The sequence below is a fragment of the Ruegeria sp. C6 genome, assembly GCF_056537625.1.
The window spans coordinates 22,259-46,667 of the sequence record NZ_JBQFRW010000010.1; the positions used below are offsets into that span (position 1 = coordinate 22,259).

Genomic DNA, 24,409 nt, shown 5'->3' on the forward strand with positions numbered 1-24,409 from the left:
AATGATCTTAGTCAGGGCCCCTTGGTGTTCATGTGAGTGGCATTTGTGGATTAGCGCCAACCGCGCTGTCTTGACGAACTATGTACCGCCAGGGATTTGATCGACATCGCGTTTGAACAGAAGGACTCGCTTCAAATGCGCGCGAATATAGATCCGCCCGGAAGCGCGGAGCCTCGGCTCTGCAATGTTTCTTACGTCTGCTCCCTGCTCTCTTACTCATATTCAAATGTATGCCGGTTGTTATTGGCCCTTGGTGGGCGAAACTCCGGTTTTTCGGTGGCGAAAAGAAGTCTTAAATATGAGGCAAGGTCAGCACAACATGACCCTAGGGCAGGCAATCAAAAACCGGAGAAATTTCGCTTATGACAATGATAATTTCAGCGCGAGCCTGCCCATTTTCCACTCAAGCTCGTCAAAGCGGTGTAGATTGGCCGTTCGGGCCAGAGCAATAGCACGGCAGCTTTGGCTCTTTTTTGTGGTGAGTGCCAGCGCATCTCTGTATCGCCGAACCTGTAAGTATGGTCGCGCGAGCACCTCAGTCATCCGACACAATATCGCAATGAGAAATGCCGTCTTTCAACTTAACCAAGCGCTCAATGAATGGACCTTGAGGTCATCAATCGAGTAAATTTTGCCGTATTGTTCTGCCTTACGGGCGGTCTGGTCGAAATTTGTCAAAAATATGTTGCTCATAATTCTAACAATACTTTACCTAACGACAGTGTAGTGAGAGTGTGGTATACAGATTCTCGTGTGAGTGCCGTTTGCACATTACGAGTAAAAATGGATACATTCTTGATGGTATTTGAGCTATAAGGGTACTGGGGGCTTTCAGCCGTAAAATAGTGAGTTGCTTCGCTGATTTTCAGCGTATCTTGGGTTAAGTTAGTACGAGGTTTTGAGTATGACCGGTTTGACTGATGACACTGCTGCCAGTGGAAGCTGGCATTTTAAATCAACAATTAATAACACCACAAATAGAGGCAAAGCCGTTTACTTTGCGTCTAAGCGCGTTGCCGACATCATCGTGAGCATTGCGGCAATGCCGATCTTTGCGGCCCTTTGTATTGTTGTTTCCGTATTGAATATCTTCTGGAACCCAGGGCCCCTGTTCTATTGTCAAACGCGTATGGGTAAGGATCAGTGCAAGTTCAAGATGGTCAAATTTCGCACGATGCTGCCCGAAGAAAGCTCCGTCAAGCGCGGCCCATTTGATGGGCTGGAGGAGTGGCGGATAACACCATTCGGTCGCTTTATGCGAATGACGCGTTTGGACGAAGTCCCACAGCTCCTGAACGTTATCATGGGGCAAATGAGTCTGATCGGGCCGCGTCCCGAAATGTTTGAATTTGCTCAAACCTATTACAAGGCGATGCCTGACTACCACGTGCGGGGAACCGTGCGGCCAGGCATCACGGGTTACGCGCAGGTGACGCAGGGCTATACGGATTCTGAGGAAATGGTGCGCGAGAAGACAAAACATGATGTATTCTATGTGCGCAATATGAATTGGTGGCTTGATCTCAAAGTACTTCTTTTGACAGCACGCGTTATCCTTACTTCTCACGGGGCGCGATAACGAGGTTGTTTGGTTGTATTTGATTGCCGACGTTCAATATCTCAAATCGGTTTCTGAACACATGCCTGTTGATATCCGCATGAATGGCATTGTTGCTGTCACATTAATTCCTTTAACCCCAGAGTAAGGTGTTCATCGTCAAAGTTTCTCCGAAAGCTGAGGCCATTTCTTAGCCGAGGCTCTGGTTTGATTTCTTCTCCATCTAAGCGGCAGCGGCTTGGTGCTGCAACCGGCGTTTTCGGATTGTCCGTTTTTTTGATCTCTGCTTACATTTTCAGGACTTTCGCGTTGCGGCCGCGATAGATATCGACCGGGGTCAAGTTAGTCAGACTCTCGTGGTAGCGATGGTTGTTGTAGTGGTTGACGAAGGTGCCAATCCGCTGTTCGAGGTCACCGAGCAGGAAGTAGTTTTCCAGCAAAACCCGGATCTTCATGATCTGGGGCCAACGCTTGATCTTGCTCTGGGTCGGAGTGTGATACGCTGCACCATGAACACGATCCATACCATTGTCGTCGAGGTATTTGACCAGATCAGTGGCCACGTAAGATAAGCCATTTTCACTGAGCAGTCGCGGTTTGTGCGCGACGGTCGCGTTATCGCGGCCTGAAGCATCCACGTGTATCTGTTGCATCGCGTGCCTTCATCGTGGTGCAAATCTCCCAATCGACGATTAGCGGCTGTAATCGTCGAGAATAACCAACTTGTCAGCAGCGCGCTTCGATGGTCCGGGTTTCTTATTAATCTGCACTCCATATAGGCTTCGATGAACCAGAAATCTTTCGTAACTCAAACCCCTAAACCTATCAGAAAATCCCAGACGTCAGATAATCGCCAGCCATAAAATCACTCGGCTGGACGACATAATGCCATACCGCTACGCTTCCGACGCAGCATAACTCGAACTCATCATGCTCAAAAGAGCGAGTTCATCGGGCAGGCACGAGACAGTCAAGAATTCTAAGTGCAAAAATGGTTTTAAGGAGTTGTTTAGTGTCAAATGACAAGTCAACTAGTACTTATCAGGAAATTTACCATGAGGTGAATTTATTACAGAAAAACAAATTTTCGTCTCTAACTTTGCGAATCCTTCGAAGGTTGCGGCTTATGAATGCGCGGACTGACGGCCAATCGCAAGAGTTAGTGTATCATGCTCACTTTTGGGGAGACCAACCGGAACAACAAAAGAAAAGAGTTAAGCTACGTGATTACATCGTTGGCCGAGACGACACTAAGTGTTCTGGGAGCAGCAGACTTGAACGTTCTTTCGTAGCTTCACGCGATCTATATGCGACACCAGCTAATTATTTCGCTTCAAACGTCACATACACATCAAGAGGCTATGCCTGGGTGGGACGTTGTTTGGACCGTAGCGCTTCATCTGCCAACATAAGATCCCCGCTACGATTCTTTAAAGAAATATCCATCCGACCATCTCGTCGGATAAAGGAGGGTACCATCGTACAGTCTACCACACCATTCACATATGGAGATTGGGCTGGCGATCAACGAAACTCGATAGTTTCTGCTAAGAAGTTTCCTACCCCCCTGATACTACCTTCGTGGATTGGAAATCGTCCGTATGTAAAAAAGGACCTTTCAGACCTCGGAGTTGAGTATATCTTGGCAGATAGCGACATCTTCATTCGCAAGGCTTATGTTCTTCAAAAAAAGAGCAGGTGCAACCTGTTATTCGAAGATGATGTTCAAGCGTATAAAGCCGCATACAATTCCCCCGATGTTACACCTAAACCCGGCAGCATAGTTTATCTATCACGAGGGTCATTCTCTCGCCTTTTCGAAATGGCGGGCCGCAACTACCCTAGTGAGATTATAGGTAAAATTGTTGAAGAGCTCGGCGGTAGGGTCATTGATACCAATGGGAAGGACAGAAAGTACTATCAAAAGATTGCAGATGAAGCAGATATCGTAATAGCGGACCATGGGGGTGCTCTTTTTCATATAATGGAATGGAAGCCCCGTGTAGTAATCGAGATTGTAGAAGATGGGTGGTGGTGGCCGTGTTTTGTTTTTTTGAGCGCCGCCTGCGGAGCAGTATATCACGGGATAATCAGGAGTTCGCATCGATCTGAAAGTGAGCTTCGCAAGCAGATAACTGAGCACATTGAAAACGGAACAAAAAAACAAGATCGACTGACTATTCGGAAGCTTAGCCCGGAAGAGGCTTCAGCCATAGAAGTGAACGTAACCTATCAGAACGCATCAGATGCTGAATTAGTGCGGTGAATCATGGGGGCAGGACCCATTGATTTCTGTTTTTCGGCATGCTTCATCTCGCCCAAAACAAGCGGTGACAATGTCTGATCTTTTTTGGTTGAGCGATGAGAAAATTGCCGACTAGCGCCCTATTTCCCGAAACCCCATGGCAAGCCTCCCGTTGATAACAGGTGTGTCCTCCGTTTCTCAAACAATAACGGCAATCCAAATCAAATGGGGCACTCCAGGGCCACATACGACCTTGTACAAACGTTGAAAGCGATAGGGTGACGATCCATCCCACCCCTCGTTTCATTGCGCGTCATACTAAGTGTCGTTGTCGTCGCAAGTACTCCCATACTCTTTTGTTTAATTGTTTGACACAGCCAAACGATCCTGCAATCAGTGAACAGCATTAATGTCCGTTTAAGGCCTGTTGGAGAGGTCTGCGGGAAAAGGAAATAAGATGAAGAAGGTTTTGATAACAGGGGGATCTGGTCTGCTTGGCAATAGCATGATTAGGTTGAATCCAGGCAAGCTGGATATCCACGCAACGTATCATTCAGCATTCTCAAAACCGAATCCAAACACTCATTGGCATAAAGTAGATCTCGCCGACGAGGACGCCCTCAAGTCTCTGATTGATACGATCCAGCCCGACGCGATCGTGCATGCAGGCACTATTGGCAGCGTCGATTTCGCAGAAAAAAACCGCGAGATTTCCTACAGAATTAATGTGGATGCAACCCGCATTGTTGCTGAATCTGCCGAACGCCTTGGCGCCCACATGATTTTCCTCTCGAGCAACGCTGTTTTCAACGGTGAGAAGCCACCATATTCAGAGGATGACCCAGTTTCGCCAGTAAACTATTATGGCGAGCTTAAAGTCTTGGGGGAGGAAGTGACCAGAGAGTTTGGCGGGTTGACATCCATCGTCCGCCCAATCCTCATGTATGGTTGGCCGAATGAGGGGCGTCGCGGCAACCTCGTAACCTTTTGGTTGTCTAAGCTCGAAGCAGGAGAGGAAATCGTTGCAGTCAACGATGTATGGAGCAAGCCTCTCTGGGTGGACGACGCATCAAAGACGTGCTGGGCTGTGCTGAACGGCAGGTTTGAGGGTACGTTTAACGTCTGTGGCGGGGAACGCGTTACTTTGCATGGGCTAGCGAGTGCCGTTGCACGGAACTTTGGCTTCGATCTTCAGAAGGTCAAAGCGGTCCCGAGTTCTTACTTTGGCGACATTGCGAACCGGCCAAAAGATACGTCATTTACAAATGAAAAAATTCAGAAAGTCTTGGGGATTAATCCGTTAGGGGTGGATGAGGGCCTCGCTGCGATGAGCGCCGCGCGCTAACTGTTTGCCTCAGAGGACGACATTCCTTCAGCAGAACATTGGTTCAATGCTACATCAACAGGCGCCAGATCACGACCTAATCGGATGGAGCCGGCAATGCCGGTCGAGCCCACCCCAGGGAGACAGGTAAGCATCTCGAGGATAGCAATCCCTATCGACGTCTAGGTCATGTTGACAAATGGCGCAGCCAGAGGCGGATCGATGTGATGTTGATGAAGCCGAGGTAGCTTTCGGCGGTCTTGTCATATCGGGTAGCGACACGGCGCGCATTCTTCAGCTTGTTGAAGCAACTCTCCACCAAGTCACGAAGGCAATAGAGCGGCCTGACGACACCAACACGATTCTTGCGTGATTTCCACATGGGGATGACTGGCAGCATATCGCGGTTGTCCATAGTTTTGCGAATGCCGTCAGCCTCATAACCAAGGTCTACCAAAAGAACGCGCAACGGGGCAGATTGTCTGCCATGACCAGATTAAAGCCGAGACGGTCGGAGGTCTGGCCTGACCTGATTTCTGTTCTCATGGGTAGACCATGCACGTTCACGCGGAGATGGATCTTGCCCGTGATGTCCGGCCCTGCGATATTTGAAACCTGCGGGCTGCCAAACATTGCTACTATCATGCCTCCTAGTGACACTTCTGCTTTGTGGACCGCGTGACATTTTTGTTTGGTTGCAACGGGAGCCCCATCCGCGGCCCATTCTAAACTGAATTGCTACAAATCCCTTATCTTGCTGGGAAGGAAAGAGAACGGAAAATCACTCAAATACTAGATGGTGATGAGCGAGGCAAAAAAGCTACGCTTCTGCTGCCATTAAAACTCTTTTCCAGACCATCAATGCCAAACTATTTTATTGACCGCTTTGTCTCAGATGCCACGAACAATCACCCTCGGTATGGGAATGATCTTGGACTTCGAAGCTCAAACCGCTTTAATCAAAAAAATTAGAGCAGTATTTTTATAGTTACATATCAAAATTTTAAATGGCACAAAAACGTAGACGTTAAAACCAAATGCAAAATAAACAAGGCATCAGCTAATGGCTCAAAATTGTATCGCGCAAGTGGCTTTCTCAACATGCTCATATCTTACGTCAACGCGAAGCCCTCGTGCCCGCATCGTGAAGGAAGCTCTTGAGACATGGGATGGACTGCTAGACTTAGGGTTTTGTCGCCGTTTTTTTGTGGATGACAGAAGCCCCAGTTGTTCCGCTACCAATGCTCTCTTAATGACAAGCGTATCGTCGAAATTCGATGACATTCGTTATACGCCCTTTTGCCACCCACCTCACTCCAATTTCGGTATTGTCTACAGCTTCGATATCGCTGATGCACCATACATACTTCATCTTGATGATGATGTGAAAGTGCGAGGGTCTAGGCAAAAACTCCTTCAAACCATCCAACAGGCCGTCGAACTAATGGATAACGACAGAAACTTACTAGGCATTAACCTGCTTACGCTTGATAAGCCCGACGAGAGTCAGAAACAATGGAAACCAAAACTAGATTACAGCCGAGATCCCTCAAATAGTTTTGCCCATCCCGCAAAATTCTTTGGTACGTGTGCAAGTCTAATTCGTCGCGATCTTCTGAATAAGATGACATTGGATGAAGTTATTTCACTCGGAGATGCACAGCCAGCAGGGTGGGAGGAAAGCGTAAGCCATGACACCAAGCAATTTCTAGTTTCGCAATCAACCACACCTTTCTTTGTTGACCAAGAGGCATGGTCGGTCACCGCATCCTCTAGCTTTGGCCTAAGGAAGCAAGCTAAGGCCATAAGGAGGCAAGCTAAGGCGATCATAAAAAAGCTCACATGACATCGTTGAATAGGCTGCTCCGACTTCGGTCCAATTATGATTACCAGTATGGATTGGCTAAGCCATATTGAAAATGACCCAACCAAAGGTGGATTTATGTGTCTTCAATGAAGCATTAGGCTGTCTTCTCATTACGAGTGGTGACACGGCGGGCATTCTTCAGCTTATTGAATCAGCGCTCCACCAAGTTGCGAAGACGATAGAGCGACAGGTCGTTACCGACACGCTTATTGCGTGATCCCCACCCGACGACGCATACTGAGTCAGCTTGGAGCAGAAAAAGCAACCTGAAGTGAAACCAAAATCCACCTTAAACCGGGCTGCAAACTGGTCAAAAATCTAGTGCCACCTCTGGATTTTGTGTCCCTGCCCCTCAAAGATGGTCAGCAGTTCCACGTGTTGTGAATCGTGGAGATTGCTCGCGGGAGGCACTAACCCCGTCGTGGATCTACTCTCTGTTTGATGCCCGCATGACCCGTGAATTGGACGAACTGATCTGCCGCCGTGGCCAGCCGGACATGATTGTCTCAGACAACGGGGCGGAATGACTTTTCATCCCATTCTAAAATGTTGCAAGACAGTTGTGTCTACATCGTGCAGGGGAAACCTATGCAGAATGCCATCGTCGATTCATTCAATGAACGTTTGCCGGACGAATGTCTGGACAAACACATCTTCGGCGATTGAAGAACCGTCCTCAACACACAACGCCATACATATCAATTGGTGAACTAGCTCCTGCCGCCTACACCAATTCTCAACCGGACCACCCGGCTTGCTTCGCTCAACAGATCTTGACCACAACCTAATCACGAGAAAGAAACAGGAACAGATTTACATCCAAATGGCCAGGATTAAGGGGCTGAGCCGATATTCTTGAGAAACTCCGAATTTTCCGAAACCCGGCACAAAAAGTGCCAATCGGATGATTGGGCGAAGGGGTCGGACAAATTAATGGTTTGCCCAGAAGCGCTCACGGACTCTTCTGGGCAAACATATCCCTCTTTTCCGACAAATGGAGTTTCGGAAGAAAAATACCAGAGCCAATTTTTTGAGTTTTTCAACACAATCGGCCACTATCTTTCTGCATTGCTTCGAATTAGTTAATTAAAAACAGAACTGGTTTAAACACAACTCATGACCAAGACAGCACGTTACTTGTACCACGTATTCGGATTTCCTGTTGTGTCTGATTTTGAACTTCCGGAACTCGCCGCACCCAAAGCGATGGATGTTCACACGCCGCCATCAGATCAGGTTGTTCACATCACAAGAGGCTCTGTCCCGAACAGCTTGGAAGACAGTCATAAAGTAGAGGATTTCCTGGAGTTCAACAGAACCGAATGCATGTATTTTGTGAAAGACGTTGGAAAGTACCTGATATCTGAAGGAAGAAGGATTGTCATTCAGCCCGACACCGATGCCTCGTTGATTGATATCAGGTATTACCTGTTCGGCACGATATTCGGAGCCCTCCTGCATCAACGAAAGCTTCTTCCGCTACATGTGAGCGCCGTTGAGACCCCAAATGGTATTTTGGCCTTTACCGGCCAAAGTGGCGCAGGAAAGTCGACAACTGCCTACGAAATCCTTAAGGAAACCGGTTGGCGCTTGTTATCTGACGATGTTGCGGTCATCGACCCGACTGAAAGCAAGACGCTGCTCCATTGTGGTATTTTCCGTCAAAAGCTGTGGAAAGATACAGTCGAACGCGCCGGATTGCAGCCTGATACCCTTACACGCGATACAACCCGCGCTGAAAAATTCCACGTCTTTTCGCCGGAGTTTTTCGTCACTGAACCACGTCACTTGCATAAGCTTGTGATCCTAGATGTTGCAGATGAACCAAAGTTGGATCTATTGGGGCCATCCGAAGCATTTGCCCAAGTCATGAACACGATTTATAGACCCGACCTCGCGCGTCTCTTCGGAGACTTGCCGGCAACCATGCAAAACGCAGCAGATATCGCGAGCGAAATTGAGACCTTCAGATTTAGCCGACCCTGGTCCGTCGAGCGTATGCCGGCTTCAATACACTATCTGATTGAGCGCTTCGGTGATGCACACCCCGGAGGCTCAGCGCAACTATCAAAATCACTCCTGTAGCTGCTTCAAATAAGTACCATATGTGGACTTAGCGAACAGTTGCGCACGTTCGGCAAGCGCGGCGGCGTCAATCCAGCCGTTTTGCCATGCGATTTCATCAAGGCTTCCAGTCTGCATGCCCTGCCGATCCGTCAGGGTTCTGACAAAGTTTCCAGCATCCAGCAGGGAACCATGGGTGCCGGTATCCAGCCAGGCAAAACCACGGCCCATGGTTTGAACATTCAAAAGTCCTTCTTTGAGGTACATCTCAAGCAATGTGGTGATTTCCAGCTCACCGCGTTCGGACGGTTGAACCTGGCGCGCGCGGGCTGGCGCGTCGCCATCCAGAAAATACAATCCGGTCACTGCGTAGTTTGACGGCGGAATTTGAGGTTTTTCGATGATGCCGCGGGCTTTCTTGCCTTCGAAATCGACCACGCCATAGCGTTCGGGGTCCGCAACCCGATAGGCAAATACGGTTCCGCCGCTCTCCTGTACGTCGGCCTCGCACAGCAAATCCGGAAGACCGTGGCCAAAGAATATGTTATCGCCAAGGATCATTGCGGATGGTGCGCCCGCTAGAAAATCCTCTGCCAACAGGTAGGCCTGAGCCAGACCGTCAGGAGACGGCTGCGTGATCCAGGTCAGCGATAGGCCATATTGGCCGCCATCACCCAGCAAGCGCTGAAACTGATCCTGATCCTGCGGTGTAGTGATGATCGCGATCTCGCGGATGTTGGAAAGCATCAGCACGCTCAGCGGATAGAAGATCATCGGTTTATCGTAGATCGGCAGTAGCTGCTTCGAGACCGCCATGGTGATCGGATACAGCCGTGTGCCGGATCCACCAGCCAGAATGATGCCTTTACGTTGCATGCTCTATCCCTCTTTCACAGCGGACCCGCCTGGGGCCTTCAGTTCGGCCAGCACATGCATCAGACCAGCTTTCCAGTCAGGCTGCCGGAGCCCGTAAATATCACTCAGACGCGAACATTCCAGACGCGAATTCAGGGGTCTGGGCGCCGGGGTCGGGTAGTGCTTTGTCGGAACGCCAGAAATCTGAATTGACAAACCAGCTTGTGCTGCGATTTCGCGAGCGAAATCTGCTCGGCTAACATTTGGCGCGCCGGAATAATGAAATAACCCGCCGTTAAGGCGCTGTCCCGTCTCGGCAATGGTCAGCAAAGCATCGGAAACATCGGCGGCCGGCGTCGGCCCGCCAATCTGATCCGACACGATAGCCAATTTGTCGCGGGTTTCGGTGAGCCTGAGAATGGATTTGACGAAGTTATCTCCATGCGCCGAAAACACCCAACTTGTCCGCAGGATCGCATGCCATCCCCCTGCTTGGGCGATCTGGCGCTCTCCTTCCAACTTGCTCCTGCCATAGACACTCAGAGGGCCGGGCGGATCTTCTGTGGTGCGGGATGCGTCTCCCGACCCGTCGAACACATAATCAGTTGAGATATGCAGGAAAGGGAGATTGCGCTCGGCAGCGGCGCGCGCTATGGCACCCGGAGCTTCCGAATTGATCAATCGGGCCAGTTCCGCCTCATCCTCGGCTTTGTCGACCGCCGTATAGGCGGCAGCATTGATGATCACCTCTGCATCCGTCCGCCTGACGATCGCAGCACAGCCTTGCGGATCGGACAAGTCCGCCCGAGAACGGCTAAGCGCCTCGACTGTTATGCCGCGCGGCTGCGCACGTCTGCGCAATTCCGTGGCCACCTGCCCACTATGACCAAAGACCAGCGCCTTCATCCAGAAATCCCCAAGCGCGCTCCAACACCGCTGCGGTCCCTCAAAGCTGCAAACCATTCCCCGTTGTCCAGATACCACTGAACCGTCTGCTCCAACCCGGTTTCAGGCGTGTAAGAGGGGCGCCAGCTCAACTCGTTCCGAATACGGGCTGGGTCGATGGCATAGCGACGATCATGACCGGGGCGGTCAGTGACAAAGGTGATCAGATCGGCGTACGGCGTTTTGCCCGGCTTCAACCGATCGAGTATCGCGCAGAGCATTTTGACCAAATCGAGATTGGTCATCTCGTTCTCACCGCCAATATTGTAGCTGCGGCCCAGCTCACCTTTTTCCAGCACCAACAGCAGTGCCTCGGCATGGTCTTCGACGTGCAGCCAGTCGCGGATGTTGTCCCCTGCCCCATAGATCGGGATGGGTTTGCCAGCCAGCGCGTTCAGGATCACCACCGGGATGAGTTTTTCCGGAAACTGATAGGGGCCGTAATTGTTCGAGCAATTGGTCAGAACCACCGGCAGGCCATAGGTTTCGCGCCAGGCCCGGACAAGGTGGTCGGACCCGGCCTTCGAGGCCGAATAGGGCGAGTTGGGCTGATAGGGGCTATCTTCGGTGAAAAACCCGGTCTTGCCCAAAGATCCGAAAACTTCGTCAGTCGAGATGTGGTGAAAGCGGAAACTTTCCGGGCGATCAGATTTTGCCCAATACGCGCGCGCGGCTTCCAAGAGAACATAAGTGCCGGTGATGTTAGTGTCGATAAAGGCCGCAGGCCCATCTATCGAACGGTCGACATGGCTTTCGGCCGCCAGATGCATGATCGCGTCGGGTCGATGTGTGTTCAGGATCGTGGCCATCGCAGTCGCATCACGGATGTCGGCATGCTCAAAGGTATAGCCCGGCGCATCTACCACCGAGGCAACATTGTCCAGACAGGCTGCATAAGTCAGCGCATCGACATTGATGACGGCATGGCCTGCGGTAACGGCGCGCCGGATCACGGCAGAGCCAATGAATCCCGCACCACCTGTCACCAGAATTTTCATTGCATGCCCTCAATCTCAAAAGGAGTTTCGATATCCCGCAAGCATGGTGCAGCTTTGTCTTTTTCTGACAATAGCGGCTCGGCCACGTCCTGCGGCCAATTAATTCCAATATCGGGATCATCCCATCGAACTGCACCTTCTGCTTCCGGCGCATAGGTGTCGGAACATTTGTAGATGATCTCGGTATCCGCCTCCAATGTCATGAAGCCATGGGCAAAGCCAGCCGGAACAAGCAACATCCGGCCATTTTCAAAACTGAGCTCTTCACCAACCCACTGACCAAATGTGGGCGAACCCTTTCGTATGTCCACTGCGACGTCAAAAAGCCGCCCCCGCCCACAGCGTACCAGTTTGGCTTGAGCCCTAGGAGGAGCTTGAAAATGCAGCCCCCGCACCGTGCCGACAGCGCTGGAAAGCGAGTGGTTGTCCTGCACAAAGACCGTTTCAATTCCTTCGGCGGCAAAACTGTTCACGTTGTAAGTTTCTTCGAAAAACCCGCGATGATCACCAAATCGCCTAGGGGTGATCAGGATCACCTCCGGGACTTCAAGTGGTACCAATTCCATAGTTACAAATCTCACTCCACAATGCGATGTTGCCGCCTTCCGGGACCATGTCATACCTGTTCCGGCAACGCCAAAGCTTTTATCAACTTTCTTGTAAATCGAGCTCATACTTTTCGGGGATAAAAATGTATCACGTCCTGACGATTTGCTGCAAAGTTTTGAACACGGGGCGTCATTTCGGCGATTAGATTGAGCTTAGGTGACCAGTTCGACAAATTGTTTGAAATGACAGAATGTGCTTTCCGATTTCATCAGCCGCAGCTGCATCAATGTACTGGTCGCATCGTCGATAAAGACAAGCAACGTAAAGGCCGGAGCGCGATCCTCGAACCAGCGGTGGTCAGAACCGTCGATCTGGATGAGCTCGCCAAAGCATTCCCGGTGCGAGCGCGGTTGGTGGAAGTTCCTGCGCTGTTTGCGAGATAGCCAGATTCCGTCTGCCTGCATCCATTTGCACAGTGTCACGCGCAACACCTTTGCTTATCTTATCCGAATAGCGCGCCTAAGCCTCTTCAATAGCTTCCTTGGAAGCCTCGAGCCCCTTTGTGGCTTCTTACGACCGTCGGCTATCTTAAACCCTTCGGCGACTTGTTTCATCCCGTCTTCCACCAGCATGTTTGCAGCAATTTCGAAACAATTCTTCAACTCACTCGGTGCGCACATCTCTGGAATATTTGAAAAAAAAGTATCAGGCCCAATTTTTGCAATCTTTTGATATCCTCGAGCCTCCAGAAACTCCAAAGCGCTAACTTCATCGAATGTTTCGACTTGCATAACGACACTGCATGACGAGAGTATTTCTTCCGCACCCTTAAGAACCTCTACTTCGTGCCCTTCTGTATCGATTTTGAGGCAAACTCGTTTATTCTGTAGCCCCAGATGGGCGTCCAAAGATACACAACTAATCCGCTCTACAATAGGTACTGATTTATCCCTATGGATAGAGGTTGCCATGGCGTGGTTCATAGGGCTACCAGGCGATAAGAAACCGAACTCTATCTCTCCATTTTTGCTTGATGCAGCAAGATTATGGAGCCTGATTTCAACGGATGGCTGCCACTTACTTAGACATCCGCGAACCACTTCAAACGAGTATTGGTCGGGCTCAAATGCCTCGATCCGCGATACTTGACTGGCTTCTGCAACCAACCTTAAGTAGACTCCGCGGTGCGCCCCAACGTCGATATATACGTCTGACTGCGATCGTTGAATTAACCCTAATAGAAAGTACGGTTGAAACGGCTCATAGAGTGAAATCATAGGATTGTTTTACCTTAACAAAAACGGAACGCCTTCAGTAAACAGAGAATTAAGTATCTTAATTGCCTCTCTCCTCCAAAGCCGCCAGTATAATTTTATCTAGTCTTCTCTATAGCATCAATAAGCCCTTCAAGTTTGATTTAGTCAATTGCTTCACAGAGTTTTCCAAAACTGTAAAAGAAGCCGCTCAATCTTCTTGCCACCGATCTCTATCTCATACATACGTCATGAACGGTTGGTGGGACGCTTTCGGTACAGCGAAGCATCAGCTACGAGACCAACATACCGGCTGTCACTATGCCTTTAATTTCTGGAAGCGGATACAGGGGTATGGATTTCCGGCTTGATCTCCGGGTCTGCGCCCAGCTGTAGCACACTGATAGCGTCGCTATTGTTTCCCAAAACAGTCCGTAACGCTTGCAGGTTTTAACCTGCTGTTCCTCCCGGCCCGGGCCGTCTACATCCTATGCTTCCTTTGCGGGATAATATAGATTGTGCTATCGACACTCCAATGGACCCGCAGTCGGTAAATCGTTTAACTTAAAACTGAGCTTACAAACGCCCGGCCTGCTAGGGTCTCGCACGGTTTTTGATCGTGGAAAGCCGCCCCGTGCCGAAAGGCGTACCTAAATCTGTAGCCACAGCCAAGCTATGCAGCTTCGACGCCTCACCTTCACAATCTTTATTGCTCAGCCGACAACATTAAAACTAACACCGCCGTGAAAAATATTAGCAACGCAAAGCTGTCCGGTCGCGTAAGCGCCGGTATCGATCGAGATAATACCTTTCTCCGCAACTGGGTTGCTAACGATGGTATGACCGTGAACGATCCACAAACCATCCTCTCGCATGACCTTTCCGAAGTCATGGTGGCCCCAGATAAAGCTATGTTTGTCTTGTAGGTCGATTTTTTGCTTTGGGTCAGCTCCGGCATGTACGACGATGACATTGCCGTTTCGGTGCTGGTAAAGTAGATTATGCAACCAGAAGATTTGCTCTGGCCCCATCGCTTGGCGAAGGGCGTCCCGTACAGCTTCCAGCCTGTTTGGATCGCAGGTTTCCGTAACGTTCGAAACACCAAAGCTAGCCAGTGTTTGCAAACCACCATAGCGCAGCCATCTAGACCCATTCGCACGTGGATTTTCTAGAAATGCCAACAGCATCTCCTCGTGGTTTCCCATGAGAAAATGAGAGTTGGGGCGACCAATAAGTCTGCGCAAAACGCCTGCGCTATCTTCGCCGCGGTCGATATAGTCTCCAACAAAAACAATCTGGGCGGCCTCTGGCAGTTGCAACAGCGCACGCTCCAACAGATCAGAACGACCGTGGATATCACCGATTGCATAGAACGGTTGTTCAGGCTCTATCGGCTGAAATACTTGATATTTCTCTCGCCGCTTGGCGGCCCAGGCTTTCAACATCTTTTGCTCCAATCCATCGCAACGGCAGTGCTCAGATTTCGCTCGCCAAATAAGGCAGCGCCTGTGCTAAAACGTTTGCTGCGACAAGATCAATCGATTGGAATCGTATCCTTTTTCATGATCTGAACAAGCCCGATACCTACTATCGCCCCCAAACGATTTAAGTTTCTTTTACGAAGATTGAAGTCGATAGCAACCAACTCAGGACCAGTGTCGGGGTTAAGTGGAAAGTTCGGCGAGTTGCTGGAACCGAGAGGCTCCAAGCGTGGATTGACCCTTAGGCTGTGAAGGTGTGAACGCTCCCGTTGGCCTCGGTGTGCCATTGTGGGTTAGCAAACAGCCTGAATGGCGGAGATAAGCATGATCGATCAGAATCTAGCAAAGAACAACTTTCAGCGGCATCGCTAATCCTCTTTTCTGGCAAACTCCCTACCTTCGTTACGCGCAAGACTACGCCCTTTTGCACGTTACTTTTGCCACACCGCTAACTTTCTATTACACCTGATAAGTATCTCTTATCAACATAAAGTGAATCCGCCTTACAATGACGGCCTCTCGGACATCTATTGGAATGAAGACGCAGAATGGACCACATGAAGCCCCCTGCCCCATATCTCCCGGCCGCCTTCCCTGCCCTGTCTCAAGCCGATCAAGAGGCGCTGACGGACCTCTATATCCGCGGCACGCCGGCCAATACGCTGCGCGCTTATGAGCGCGACCTGCTCTATGTCACCGCCTGGAAGTCAGCGCGCTTCAGCGCGGCGCTGGATTGGCCTGAGAGTGAGGCCACAGCCCTGGCTTTCATTCTCGATCATGCCCGCGATCTCGGAGATGCCCCGGACACAGACATCGCACTTCAAACGGCGGAGACACTCATCGCGCAAGGGCTGCGCAAGTCCCTCGCCTGCCCGGCACCGTCGACGCTGGACCGGCGCATCGCCTCCTGGTTGACCTTTCATCGGATGAAGAACCTGACCAGCCCCTTTGGCACGCCACAAGTGAAACAGGCCCGCGCCAAGGCCCGTCGGGCCGCCGCCCGACCCCCTGCCCCGAAATCGCAGCACCCGATCACCCGGGAGGTGTTGGAACAGTTGCTCGCCACATGTCGCGGCAGCCGCCGGGATTGCCGTGACCGGGCGCTCCTGATGCTGGGTTGGGCTTCCGGGGGTCGCCGCCGGTCTGAGATCACCGGATTGATGCGCGAAGATGTGTCTATGAAAGAGTTCGACAAAAGTGGGATCGTTTGGATCTCGTTGCTGGAGACCAAAACCACAGGAAAGGGCGAGACCCCGCGGCTGGTGTTAAAGGGCCGCCCGGCGCAGGCATTGGTGCATTGGATCGAGGTTGGCGAGATCAGAGATGGGCCGCTGTTCCGCCCGATCTCCAAAGCGGATCGTGTGCTCAAGCGCCGCCTGTCCCCGGAGGCGATCTATCAGATCGTCAAACATCGCCTCCGGTTGGCCGGGTTGCCGGAGGGTTTTGCCTCGCCCCACGGGCTGCGCTCCGGCTTTCTGACCCAAGCCGCCCTCGACGGTGCCCCGATCCAGGCCGCCATGCGCCTGTCGCTGCACCGCTCCATGGCGCAGGCGCAGAAATATTATGACGATGTCGACATCACTGAAAATCCAGCGGCGGACTTGTTGGGGTGAAATGTGGTTCTTTCGCAAACTCTATTCCCAACTGTCATTCCGCCTGCGTATCTGATGGCGCGCGTTCGGATATGACAGGAGCAGACTGTGACGATCTCATTCAAAGGGGCACATTTTCCAAAAGACGTGATCTCGCACGCGGTCTTTTTCTAATTGCGCTACGGTATTTCGCACTGGGATTTCGAGGAGATCATGGCCGAACGCGGCGCTGGCCTGGATCATGCGACGCTGAGCTGTTGGGTAAGCAAATATACCGGGCTCGTGGCTGCAGCCGCGCGATGTCGAAAGCGCGCCGTGGGTCGTTCTTGGCGCATGGATGAGACTTATGTGAAAGTGAAGAGCGAATGGGTTTACCTTTATCGGGCCATCGACAAGTTCGGTAGAACGCTTGGTTTCATGCTGTGCATGCGCCGGAACAAAGCTGCGGCAACAAAATTTTTGCCAGCGCGCTCGTAGTCAACGTGCTGCCACGTAATATCCTCATCGACAAAAGCGGGGTGAACACAGCTAGGATCAAAGCGATCAACGAGATGCCCAAAAGCTTTGGTTGCACGATCCCGACAGAGATGGTGAGGCGGAAATATCTCAATTACATCAATGAACAAGATCATCGTTTCATCAAACGTCGGATCGGGCCCATGCTGGATTTCAAGCCATTCGCTTCAGCTGCATCGGCCCTAGCCAGCATCGAACTGATAAACATGATACGGAAAGGTCAATTCACACCTGGACTCTCTCCGTTTCAGCAGTTTACCCAACTGGCAGGGTAACGAATAATGCCAAATCCGCTGATGCTGCTGTCAAAGGTAGTTGGGACAGAACCCTTCCCAACTACCTAGTTTTGAACAAGCCAAACTGCTTGTCTATGCAATAAGACCTACGGGGCGCATTACGCTTTAACGACCAATATCGTCTTCTCTCAAGCGTTCGGCTTTGCGCTCTTTTGCGCTAGACCTTTGTTCATTGTCGTAGTTGTCCACCCGCTGCTGCGACTGTGTCGAATTCTTAGTGCGCTTGTTGCGTTGCAGCCCTTTTTTCTTTTCGATTTGTTCAAGTAGCTTATTGAATGCTTCTTCGTCGATTTCACCAACAGTGTTCTGCTCAACTATGTCTCTAAGTTTGTCAGCATAGTCATCGGGTATACTACACTCACAAGCTTCATTCTCATTTTCTTTTGGATCTGGTTTGGGGTCTGGATCGTCATTCGGATCAGGTTGATCATCAGGTTCTGGATCGTTCGGCCGCTCATCTGGAGGTCCTTCACCGGAGCGTTGTTCGGAAAGCCCAATAGACGCTGTTGGTAAATCCGACAGAAGTGCAGCCAACTTGGGGCACTCTGCACCGGTCCTAGTAAGGTAGTTGCTGAAGTCAGCACGTCTTTGGATGTACTTGATCATATCCGATGTGACGGCATCGCATTCACACAGTATCTCTGGTGAACTCGAAGCTTGTCGGGCGGTTGAGACGGTACAGGCAGATGCCTCGGCTGGGCTTGCTACACTAAACTGAAACAAAACCGCAGCGGCTATTGCGGATATTCCATAGGACCGAATGCCCATAGTTATACTCCTATATACTCATTACGAACTACACCGACCATATGCACGATCAGAACCATGCGTTGTATGAACCACGCCACAGTTTGGTCATAAATACACCTTTCTCTTGGCGCATTTCCAGAGCCGTCGCGTGAGATGTGGCGTCTGAGATTCTCGCCAGCGGTGAAATCTTTAGGAAAAACAAGAATTAATTCTTCCCGGGCGGAAATCATGTTTAATTCCACTATTTTCAGAATGGATGGAAAAATGTCACAGTTTGACGATTGTTTCGCGTTGAGAAATCCAATTTGAGCAGAAACTCAGGCGGATTTGGCCAATCGCTTATTCCCAAGCCATGTTTGGGCTGACCTTGTTGCACGGATTGGCTTCCCAGATTAGTGAGCTACTCCCCAATGTTTGGACAGACTTCCGCGTAAATCAGGCTACTCTTTGTTCCTGCTGATCGGGTTGGGTCTCGTGTTTTCTCAAAAGAACAGGCACAAAATGCGACCACGGTGCCTTTGTCGACATCCTTTAACCGCTGGATTAGGCGTCTTTCCATTCCATCAAATGGATCTCACTACCAAACTTTGGGATCAAACAACTAAGTGCAGCGTTGATCCGAACCTAGCAACCCACTGCCCCGCCCAACACTGCGCCTCTGCAATGCGGACTTTTATAAGTCACGCCCGTTAGCTTACCGTTCTTACCGGTGAATGGACAACGCGGTGCGTAGGACACTTTGCTGTGAATTGGGCACTCGCAGATCGTGAAAATATTTTAAGCGCTCTACGGCTGCGGTGGCAACGTAATCGTATAGGCCGTCAATAATGTCATACTCCACGGTGTCGGATATTAGGTCTTCGATCAACCTTGCATATCCCCGGATTTTCAGCCGGTTGATTGCAGTTTTGTCTTCGAGATACTCTACTGGGAGAGCTGTCATATATCGATCAACTGCATCGGCGGGCAACATATCTCCATTGAGTGATATCGGCTGATACCAGCCAGACGCCTCCTGCGGAAATCCAATAAGATGACCACTGCCTGCGTCACCATCAGGTGCATGGTTTGATATCCAGCCGCGGGTTCCGGTTACAAATAAGGTACCACGTGCGTAGTCTCTTGGCATGATCGTCCGACAGGAAATGCCGTTCCCGGTGACAATCACATATGACGGTTTGCCATATTCCGACATCGTTGCCTTTATCGAGCGGAGCCAACGCGTATCGGCGATGGATCGCAAGGTCGCAAGCCCGTGGTAGCGATAGCTCATGCGGTCCAACATGATCTGTCGCGGCGCACCGATCGCACCACCTGCAATGAGATCTTTGATGAGCAGTATTGGGGAGAGCTTGAACCAGTCCTCCCCTACGATGACCGACTTGAACCCTGAGAATGCACGTCTTTTTACAAAATCAGAAAGCTGAAGAGGAGGCGTATCCATAACAATAGAAATGTCTTTCTTGTGCGGGATATCGTTGAGCGCCTTAAGAACGCCCCGGATCGCGTTCGTACGCACAGCAACGATAACTATATCGATGTCTTCGAAGTGCTTGGCATCCAAGGATGTGATCGTGGACAGCTCGCTGCCATCTGGTAGCGCCACAGAACGAGGATTGCGGCTGTGGATACCAGAGAGCACGACCTGGTTTCCTAAGGCCAGAATGGCCGGTAGAACTGTGAACCTGACGCGTTTTCCAGCACCCACGATAGCAATTTTTGGTGTCATAGAAGCTTAACCTTAAGTCGGTCCGCAAGGCGAATAGCCAATGCAACAATGGTGAAAGTTGGGTTGGCAAAGCCGCCGAAGGGAAAGACCGAAGAACCGGCAATGTGTAAATTGTCGATGCCATGTACCTGACACTGTACATCAACAACGGAACTCGCTGGGTCTTCGCCCATTCGGGTCGTACCCATATGGTGTGAGGAGCTGGAATACGGCAACTCATCGGTTTTCGGAGGCCGACCTGTGTCCCAGAAAAGAGTTCCAGAACCAGTGTCATCCAGAAGGGTCCGGATTTCATCATGCAGTTTTAGGACTGACTGCAATTCAGCCTCTGACGCCTTCCAGCGCACCTTTGACAATGGCTTTCCGAGAGGGTCCAACCTATCCGACAGGGTCACCCTGTTTTCAGGGTCCGGCACCATTTCGATATGGTAATTGATCCGGAACTTGCGGTCAGGCCCCCGAAGCCCCGCTTTCTTAGACACAAGAAACCACAGGTATCGGACAGCTAGGATCTTCTGCACCTTAAACAGATCGCGCAATAGTTCGACGTATAATTTGAAATGGTTCGGGCGGTGTTTGATCAACACAAGTGTTGAAAAGAGCTTGCGTATCTCAGCGGTCGGCACCACGTCCAGCGCGGCCCGCCAAACAAAGTACGAATTGACGAAGCGCCCATTCTCGCGCGTTTGAGGGGTCATGTATGACCCGGTATCCATCCTGTTTTGGCCATTCGACGGAATAGTCATGCCAAGATCGTCCGGGAAGGTCTTCCCGCGATTGAGTGTCACCGTCGCGACACTTCCGCTGGGGTGATCCATATAATAGCGACCAACGACATCGTATGTGTTTCCAATCCCGTTCTTCATCTGCCCATTTGACGCCAGCATAAGACGCGCGTTTTCGATGCCCCCCGAAGCCAGAACATATTCTCGCGCGGCCACTCGCATCGTCTTATGGCCCGGTTTGGACTGAGCTTCGAGATACGCCACCCGGGACAAGTCATCTGTCAGGACGATGTTGGTTGCTGTGCATTGCAGAAACACGGTTATCGTCTCGCTTTTTGCGATGGCCTTACCTATCGTTTGGCCAAAGTCCAACTGCCCAGTGTCAAGCCAATAGACCGAGGCTGGCTTCAAACGCGTATCCGACGCATTTATCTTGGGTATGGTTGTCCATTGCGCATAATCTTCAAGAGCAGGTCCTTTATGAATTATGGAGGCGCGCGCATAGTATGGCTGTAGGTCTTCGGGACCGATGGGCCAACCACCGTCTTTTACCCAACTTGGTCCTTGCAAATCTTCCGGCGTTACTGGCAACCACTTCCCAGACCAAGCCGTAGTTGACCCTCCGAACTGGCGAATTCGCGCATAACGCGGCACCTCGCATTCAAGGCTTTCAACGTCGGAAAATACCTGTGCAGCGTGGTTTCGATCAAGGTCACCAGTATCGAGAATCGCAACCGTCAAGCCCACGTCAGCCAGTTCATGTGCCACAGTCAGACCAGCAGCACCTGCACCGACTATGCACAAGTCTACGTCGAGCGTAGCCGGAACGTCGGAGGTGTTTTCTTGGTGCATCATGATAAGTTCGGCCCAAGTTCAACTAAAAATCGATTCTTGCCGCCATGTCCAACCTATGAAGGTATCCTGGCGCTTTGCGGATACTGCCTACCAGACTGTCTAAGCAACGTAATGCCACGGCACAAATTCGTCGAGGCGCGTGATATTGTGGCCTGCGTTCCAGGTGAAAACCCATGTGATCTAGACCTGCGGATAGATGTGGCACAGACCGGCAGCCTAGACGAAGATCCAGGCCGTGACGGCCGAGGCATAGCCCCCTCGCCCACCCTGTCCCTCAGGAACTGGTGATGCCGACCGGGAAATCTGGGCGTGGATTTGATGATTGTTGAGGCATACCTTCACGGGAGCACCCGATCATTCCCGCAAACAAGTTAAACCGCGCAATCTCGTACCCACTGCTCTGTTTGCTACAGGATATGGAAAAAACGCTTGCAAGAATCGCCACAAGCACGGCATTAATTACGGAAATAAGTGAATAAAACGGCCTAAAGCGTAATAACGCGGAGCCGAATGAGGGCAGAGATGGAGCAAGCAACTGCAGGGGTCCCCATACCGGAGGCCCAGCAATCTAGCTATAATAGGGAACGGATTGACCAGCTGGTCGGAGATCACGCCCAGCGTTTGTCAGAACGGCTGCAGGCGCATCGCGCTCAGTTGTTCCCGCCGGATGCCAGGCGATCCCTGCGCAAGTTCACGTCGGGAGAAGCGGCAGACTTGCTCGGCGTTAAGGACGCTTACCTGCGCAAACTGCATCTGGACGGGCGCGGCCCGTCACCCGAAACCCGTGCTGGGGGGCGGCGCTATTACTCACCCGAAGACATTCAGGCCTTGCGCGAATTGCTTGAAGTCGGAGCCAAAGCGCCCGGCAACTACCTGCCCGGACGGCGCGAAGGAGATCATCTGCAGGTAATCACTGTCATCAATTTCAAGGGTGGCTCTGGCAAGACCACCACCGCCGCCCATCTGGCGCAAAAAATGGCGCTGGATGGTTATAAGGTGCTAGCGATCGATCTGGATCCGCAGGCCAGCCTGTCGGCGCTGCACGGATTTCAGCCGGAATTTGACCTGCTGGACGGAGGCACGCTGCACGACGCGATCCGCTATGATGATCCGATACCGCTGCGCGACGTGATCCAAAAGACCTACTTCACCAATCTCGACATCGTACCGGGCAATCTGGACCTGATGGAGTTCGAGCACGACACCCCCCGTGCGCTCACGCAACGGGACGGTAACCTGTTTTTCACGAGGATCGGCGACGTGCTGTCCACCGTAGAACAGGAGTACGATATCGTTGTCGTCGATTGCCCCCCACAACTTGGATTCCTCACCATGGCGGCCCTGTCCGCGGCGACAGCCGTTCTGGTCACGGTACACCCGCAGATGCTCGACGTGATGTCGATGTGTCAGTTCCTGTTGATGACCTCGAACCTGTTGGGCGTGGTGGCCGAGGCCGGCGGCAACATGTCTTATGACTGGATGCGCTACGTGATTACGAGGTATGAGCCCGGCGATGGCCCTCAGAACCAGATGGTCAGCTTCATGCGCTCGATGTTTGGTGACCATGTACTAAACCATCCGGTGCTGAAATCCACCGCAATCTCTGACGCCGGGATAACCAAGCAGACCCTCTATGAGGTCGAAAAAAGTCAGTTCACTCGCGCGACCTATGAACGCGCGATGGAAAGCTTGGACGCCGTGAACGGCGAGATTGCATCCCTGGTCCAATCTGCATGGGGGCGTGGCAATGGCGCGTAAGAACCTGCTCAAGGGGTTGATGGAAGCCCCCCCTGCCCCCGTATCCGATGACGCACCTTCACGGGTTGATGTGGCCAAACCGCGCTATGGCTCGGGTGCGATCGGGGCAGTCAGCCAGTCGATCTCGGACCTGAAATCACGTTCGGTTCAGGAAATCGACCCGCGGATGATTGATGACGGTGGCCTGCGCGACCGTCTGGAGGAAACCACCGGTTTGGCTGAGCTGGCCGAGTCAATCCGGGAGTACGGTCAGCAGGTGCCAGTGCTGCTGCGGCCCAATCCGAATGATGGGGAACGGTTTCAGGTCGTTTATGGTCGCCGTCGGGTGGCCGCACTGCGCGAGTTGGGGCTGCCGGTCAAAGCCTTAATCAGGGTATTGGACGACCGTGCCGTCATTTTGGCTCAGGGTCAGGAAAACAGCGCGCGGCGTGATCTGAGTTTTATCGAAAAGGTCAACTTCGCCCGCCAGATGCAGGATATGGGTTATGAGCGCAAGGTGATTTGCGACGCGCTTCATGTGGACAAAACATTGATATCAAGAATGCTGTCCGTATCCGATCGCATCCCCGAGCCAGTGATCCAGGCCATCGGGGCCGCCCCGTCGATAGGTAGGGATCGTTGGCTGAAGCTGGCTGACCTACTGCCGCAAGATCAGATGCAAAACGTGATCGATGCTGCACAGGGCGACACATCCGATGACCGTTTCGAGGCAGTTCTGACCGCCCTCACCCCACACAAGCCCCCTGCTCCGCGCACCGATGTGCTGCTGAGATGCGCAGATGGTACTGCATTAGGTCAGATGCGCCGCAATGGTGCCAAAGCCGTGCTGACGCTTGATACCAAAGCGACCAGAGGATTCGAGAACTGGCTGGTCGAAAACATCGCAGATATTCACCACCGGTGGAAAACCGACAAGGATGAATAACCCCGCAACCGCGGGATAATCGTGGAGCAGCGACAAGGAGGCACGAACAGGCAGGACGAAAAGAAAAGACCCCTCAGAACCGAAGTTCCAAGAGGCCTGAATTGGTGATTTAGCACCTCCGATT

Annotated in this window: 19 protein-coding genes and 4 pseudogenes; 11 read left to right on the forward strand and 12 right to left on the reverse strand. The window is 51.6% G+C overall.

The features are described from left to right. Positions 1 to 904: 904 nt before the first annotated feature. On the forward strand, positions 905 to 1,579 hold the full coding sequence (locus ACR0MJ_RS19910; protein WP_170737371.1) for a sugar transferase: 675 nt from the start codon (positions 905 to 907) through the stop codon (positions 1,577 to 1,579). Positions 1,580 to 1,845: 266 nt separating this feature from the next. On the opposite strand, the gene ACR0MJ_RS19915 is transcribed toward ACR0MJ_RS19910, so the two are convergent. After that, positions 1,846 to 2,211 carry an integrase core domain-containing protein gene (locus ACR0MJ_RS19915; protein WP_170737373.1) on the reverse strand — a complete coding sequence of 122 codons (366 nt, stop codon included), beginning with the start codon at positions 2,209 to 2,211 and terminating at the stop codon, positions 1,846 to 1,848. Between the two features lie 989 nt (positions 2,212 to 3,200). Here ACR0MJ_RS19915 and ACR0MJ_RS19920 point away from each other — a divergent pair. The 3 genes and pseudogenes from ACR0MJ_RS19920 to ACR0MJ_RS19930 all read left to right on the forward strand — a co-directional run bounded on the left by ACR0MJ_RS19920 (position 3,201) and on the right by ACR0MJ_RS19930 (position 5,148). After that, complete coding sequence (locus tag ACR0MJ_RS19920; RefSeq protein WP_480762313.1) at positions 3,201 to 3,824, forward strand: glycosyltransferase family 61 protein; 624 nt, start codon at positions 3,201 to 3,203, stop codon at positions 3,822 to 3,824. Positions 3,825 to 3,894: 70 nt separating this feature from the next. Further along, positions 3,895 to 4,068: pseudogene (locus tag ACR0MJ_RS19925) on the forward strand (IS5/IS1182 family transposase); the annotation flags it as partial. Between the two features lie 192 nt (positions 4,069 to 4,260). Further along, positions 4,261 to 5,148 (forward strand): SDR family oxidoreductase, encoded by an 888-nt coding sequence (locus ACR0MJ_RS19930; RefSeq protein ID WP_170737378.1) that lies wholly within the window; start codon positions 4,261 to 4,263, stop codon positions 5,146 to 5,148. 166 nt (positions 5,149 to 5,314) lie between these two features. Here ACR0MJ_RS19930 and ACR0MJ_RS19935 read toward each other — a convergent pair. After that, positions 5,315 to 5,709, reverse strand: a pseudogene (locus ACR0MJ_RS19935) (transposase); the annotation flags it as partial. 562 nt (positions 5,710 to 6,271) lie between these two features. On the opposite strand from ACR0MJ_RS19935, the gene ACR0MJ_RS19940 reads away from it, so the two are divergent. The 3 genes from ACR0MJ_RS19940 (at position 6,272) to ACR0MJ_RS19950 (ending at position 9,079) form a co-directional block, all read left to right on the forward strand. Next, positions 6,272 to 6,973: a hypothetical protein gene (locus ACR0MJ_RS19940; protein ID WP_480762315.1), complete on the forward strand. Its 702-nt coding sequence runs from the start codon at positions 6,272 to 6,274 to the stop codon at positions 6,971 to 6,973. Between the two features lie 567 nt (positions 6,974 to 7,540). Beyond that, positions 7,541 to 7,660 carry an integrase core domain-containing protein gene (locus tag ACR0MJ_RS19945; protein ID WP_170737381.1) on the forward strand — a complete coding sequence of 40 codons (120 nt, stop codon included), beginning with the start codon at positions 7,541 to 7,543 and terminating at the stop codon, positions 7,658 to 7,660. A gap of 450 nt (positions 7,661 to 8,110) precedes the next feature. Further along, positions 8,111 to 9,079: a hypothetical protein gene (locus ACR0MJ_RS19950; protein ID WP_170737383.1), complete on the forward strand. Its 969-nt coding sequence runs from the start codon at positions 8,111 to 8,113 to the stop codon at positions 9,077 to 9,079. Here the strand turns inward: ACR0MJ_RS19950 and rfbA are convergent. The 7 genes and pseudogenes from rfbA to ACR0MJ_RS19985 all read right to left on the reverse strand — a co-directional run bounded on the left by rfbA (position 9,068) and on the right by ACR0MJ_RS19985 (position 15,103). Beyond that, positions 9,068 to 9,934, reverse strand: a complete 867-nt coding sequence (gene rfbA / locus ACR0MJ_RS19955) for a glucose-1-phosphate thymidylyltransferase RfbA (RefSeq protein WP_170737386.1) — start codon at positions 9,932 to 9,934, stop codon at positions 9,068 to 9,070. The genes ACR0MJ_RS19950 and rfbA overlap by 12 nt on opposite strands. Positions 9,935 to 9,937: 3 nt before the next feature. Continuing rightward, positions 9,938 to 10,819, reverse strand: a complete 882-nt coding sequence (gene rfbD, locus ACR0MJ_RS19960; protein ID WP_170737388.1) for a dTDP-4-dehydrorhamnose reductase — start codon at positions 10,817 to 10,819, stop codon at positions 9,938 to 9,940. Then, on the reverse strand, positions 10,816 to 11,856 hold the full coding sequence (gene rfbB, locus ACR0MJ_RS19965; RefSeq protein ID WP_170737390.1) for a dTDP-glucose 4,6-dehydratase: 1,041 nt from the start codon (positions 11,854 to 11,856) through the stop codon (positions 10,816 to 10,818). Before rfbB ends, rfbD begins: the two co-directional genes overlap by 4 nt. Then, positions 11,853 to 12,422 carry a dTDP-4-dehydrorhamnose 3,5-epimerase gene (gene rfbC / locus ACR0MJ_RS19970; RefSeq protein ID WP_170737392.1) on the reverse strand — a complete coding sequence of 190 codons (570 nt, stop codon included), beginning with the start codon at positions 12,420 to 12,422 and terminating at the stop codon, positions 11,853 to 11,855. The genes rfbB and rfbC overlap by 4 nt, the downstream gene beginning before the upstream one ends. 219 nt (positions 12,423 to 12,641) lie before the next feature. Beyond that, a pseudogene (locus ACR0MJ_RS19975) lies at positions 12,642 to 12,899 on the reverse strand (ISNCY family transposase); the annotation flags it as partial. Between the two features lie 3 nt (positions 12,900 to 12,902). After that, positions 12,903 to 13,682, reverse strand: coding sequence for an FkbM family methyltransferase (locus ACR0MJ_RS19980; RefSeq protein ID WP_480762319.1), 780 nt, complete (start codon positions 13,680 to 13,682; stop codon positions 12,903 to 12,905). Positions 13,683 to 14,371: 689 nt separating this feature from the next. Beyond that, on the reverse strand, positions 14,372 to 15,103 hold the full coding sequence (locus tag ACR0MJ_RS19985; protein ID WP_170737399.1) for a metallophosphoesterase: 732 nt from the start codon (positions 15,101 to 15,103) through the stop codon (positions 14,372 to 14,374). Between the two features lie 593 nt (positions 15,104 to 15,696). On the opposite strand from ACR0MJ_RS19985, the gene ACR0MJ_RS19990 reads away from it, so the two are divergent. Together ACR0MJ_RS19990 and ACR0MJ_RS19995 are read left to right on the forward strand one after the other, a co-directional pair. Further along, positions 15,697 to 16,752 carry a tyrosine-type recombinase/integrase gene (locus ACR0MJ_RS19990; RefSeq protein WP_170737401.1) on the forward strand — a complete coding sequence of 352 codons (1,056 nt, stop codon included), beginning with the start codon at positions 15,697 to 15,699 and terminating at the stop codon, positions 16,750 to 16,752. An 87-nt stretch (positions 16,753 to 16,839) separates the two neighbouring features. After that, positions 16,840 to 17,522, forward strand: a pseudogene (locus tag ACR0MJ_RS19995) (IS6 family transposase). A gap of 126 nt (positions 17,523 to 17,648) precedes the next feature. On the opposite strand, the gene ACR0MJ_RS20000 reads toward ACR0MJ_RS19995, so the two are convergent. The 3 genes from ACR0MJ_RS20000 to ACR0MJ_RS20010 all read right to left on the reverse strand — a co-directional run bounded on the left by ACR0MJ_RS20000 (position 17,649) and on the right by ACR0MJ_RS20010 (position 21,602). Further along, positions 17,649 to 18,077: a hypothetical protein gene (locus ACR0MJ_RS20000; RefSeq protein WP_480762324.1), complete on the reverse strand. Its 429-nt coding sequence runs from the start codon at positions 18,075 to 18,077 to the stop codon at positions 17,649 to 17,651. A gap of 919 nt (positions 18,078 to 18,996) precedes the next feature. After that, positions 18,997 to 20,022, reverse strand: coding sequence for a Gfo/Idh/MocA family oxidoreductase (locus tag ACR0MJ_RS20005; RefSeq protein ID WP_480762326.1), 1,026 nt, complete (start codon positions 20,020 to 20,022; stop codon positions 18,997 to 18,999). Next, on the reverse strand, positions 20,019 to 21,602 hold the full coding sequence (locus tag ACR0MJ_RS20010; protein ID WP_170737407.1) for a GMC family oxidoreductase: 1,584 nt from the start codon (positions 21,600 to 21,602) through the stop codon (positions 20,019 to 20,021). Before ACR0MJ_RS20010 ends, ACR0MJ_RS20005 begins: the two co-directional genes overlap by 4 nt. A 522-nt stretch (positions 21,603 to 22,124) precedes the next feature. Here ACR0MJ_RS20010 and repA point away from each other — a divergent pair. Then, positions 22,125 to 23,360: a plasmid partitioning protein RepA gene (gene repA, locus ACR0MJ_RS20015; RefSeq protein WP_170737409.1), complete on the forward strand. Its 1,236-nt coding sequence runs from the start codon at positions 22,125 to 22,127 to the stop codon at positions 23,358 to 23,360. Further along, positions 23,350 to 24,285, forward strand: coding sequence for a plasmid partitioning protein RepB (gene repB / locus ACR0MJ_RS20020; protein ID WP_170515644.1), 936 nt, complete (start codon positions 23,350 to 23,352; stop codon positions 24,283 to 24,285). Before repA ends, repB begins: the two co-directional genes overlap by 11 nt. The last annotated feature ends 124 nt before the right edge of the window (positions 24,286 to 24,409 follow it).

Bases quoted from the DNA above. Each gene is read 5' to 3' on its own strand.
- ACR0MJ_RS19910 (WP_170737371.1), top strand. From the start codon at position 905: ATGACCGGTTTGACTGATGACACTGCTGCCAGTGGAAGCTGGCATTTT.
- ACR0MJ_RS19915 (WP_170737373.1), bottom strand. From the start codon at position 2,211: ATGCAACAGATACACGTGGATGCTTCAGGCCGCGATAACGCGACCGTC.
- ACR0MJ_RS19930 (WP_170737378.1), top strand. From the start codon at position 4,261: ATGAAGAAGGTTTTGATAACAGGGGGATCTGGTCTGCTTGGCAATAGC.
- ACR0MJ_RS19945 (WP_170737381.1), top strand. From the start codon at position 7,541: ATGTTGCAAGACAGTTGTGTCTACATCGTGCAGGGGAAACCTATGCAG.
- ACR0MJ_RS19950 (WP_170737383.1), top strand. From the start codon at position 8,111: ATGACCAAGACAGCACGTTACTTGTACCACGTATTCGGATTTCCTGTT.
- rfbA (WP_170737386.1), bottom strand. From the start codon at position 9,934: ATGCAACGTAAAGGCATCATTCTGGCTGGTGGATCCGGCACACGGCTG.
- rfbD (WP_170737388.1), bottom strand. From the start codon at position 10,819: ATGAAGGCGCTGGTCTTTGGTCATAGTGGGCAGGTGGCCACGGAATTG.
- rfbB (WP_170737390.1), bottom strand. From the start codon at position 11,856: ATGAAAATTCTGGTGACAGGTGGTGCGGGATTCATTGGCTCTGCCGTG.
- rfbC (WP_170737392.1), bottom strand. From the start codon at position 12,422: ATGGAATTGGTACCACTTGAAGTCCCGGAGGTGATCCTGATCACCCCT.
- ACR0MJ_RS19980 (WP_480762319.1), bottom strand. From the start codon at position 13,682: ATGATTTCACTCTATGAGCCGTTTCAACCGTACTTTCTATTAGGGTTA.
- ACR0MJ_RS19985 (WP_170737399.1), bottom strand. From the start codon at position 15,103: ATGTTGAAAGCCTGGGCCGCCAAGCGGCGAGAGAAATATCAAGTATTT.
- ACR0MJ_RS19990 (WP_170737401.1), top strand. From the start codon at position 15,697: ATGAAGCCCCCTGCCCCATATCTCCCGGCCGCCTTCCCTGCCCTGTCT.
- ACR0MJ_RS20005 (WP_480762326.1), bottom strand. From the start codon at position 20,022: ATGACACCAAAAATTGCTATCGTGGGTGCTGGAAAACGCGTCAGGTTC.
- ACR0MJ_RS20010 (WP_170737407.1), bottom strand. From the start codon at position 21,602: ATGATGCACCAAGAAAACACCTCCGACGTTCCGGCTACGCTCGACGTA.
- repA (WP_170737409.1), top strand. From the start codon at position 22,125: ATGGAGCAAGCAACTGCAGGGGTCCCCATACCGGAGGCCCAGCAATCT.
- repB (WP_170515644.1), top strand. From the start codon at position 23,350: ATGGCGCGTAAGAACCTGCTCAAGGGGTTGATGGAAGCCCCCCCTGCC.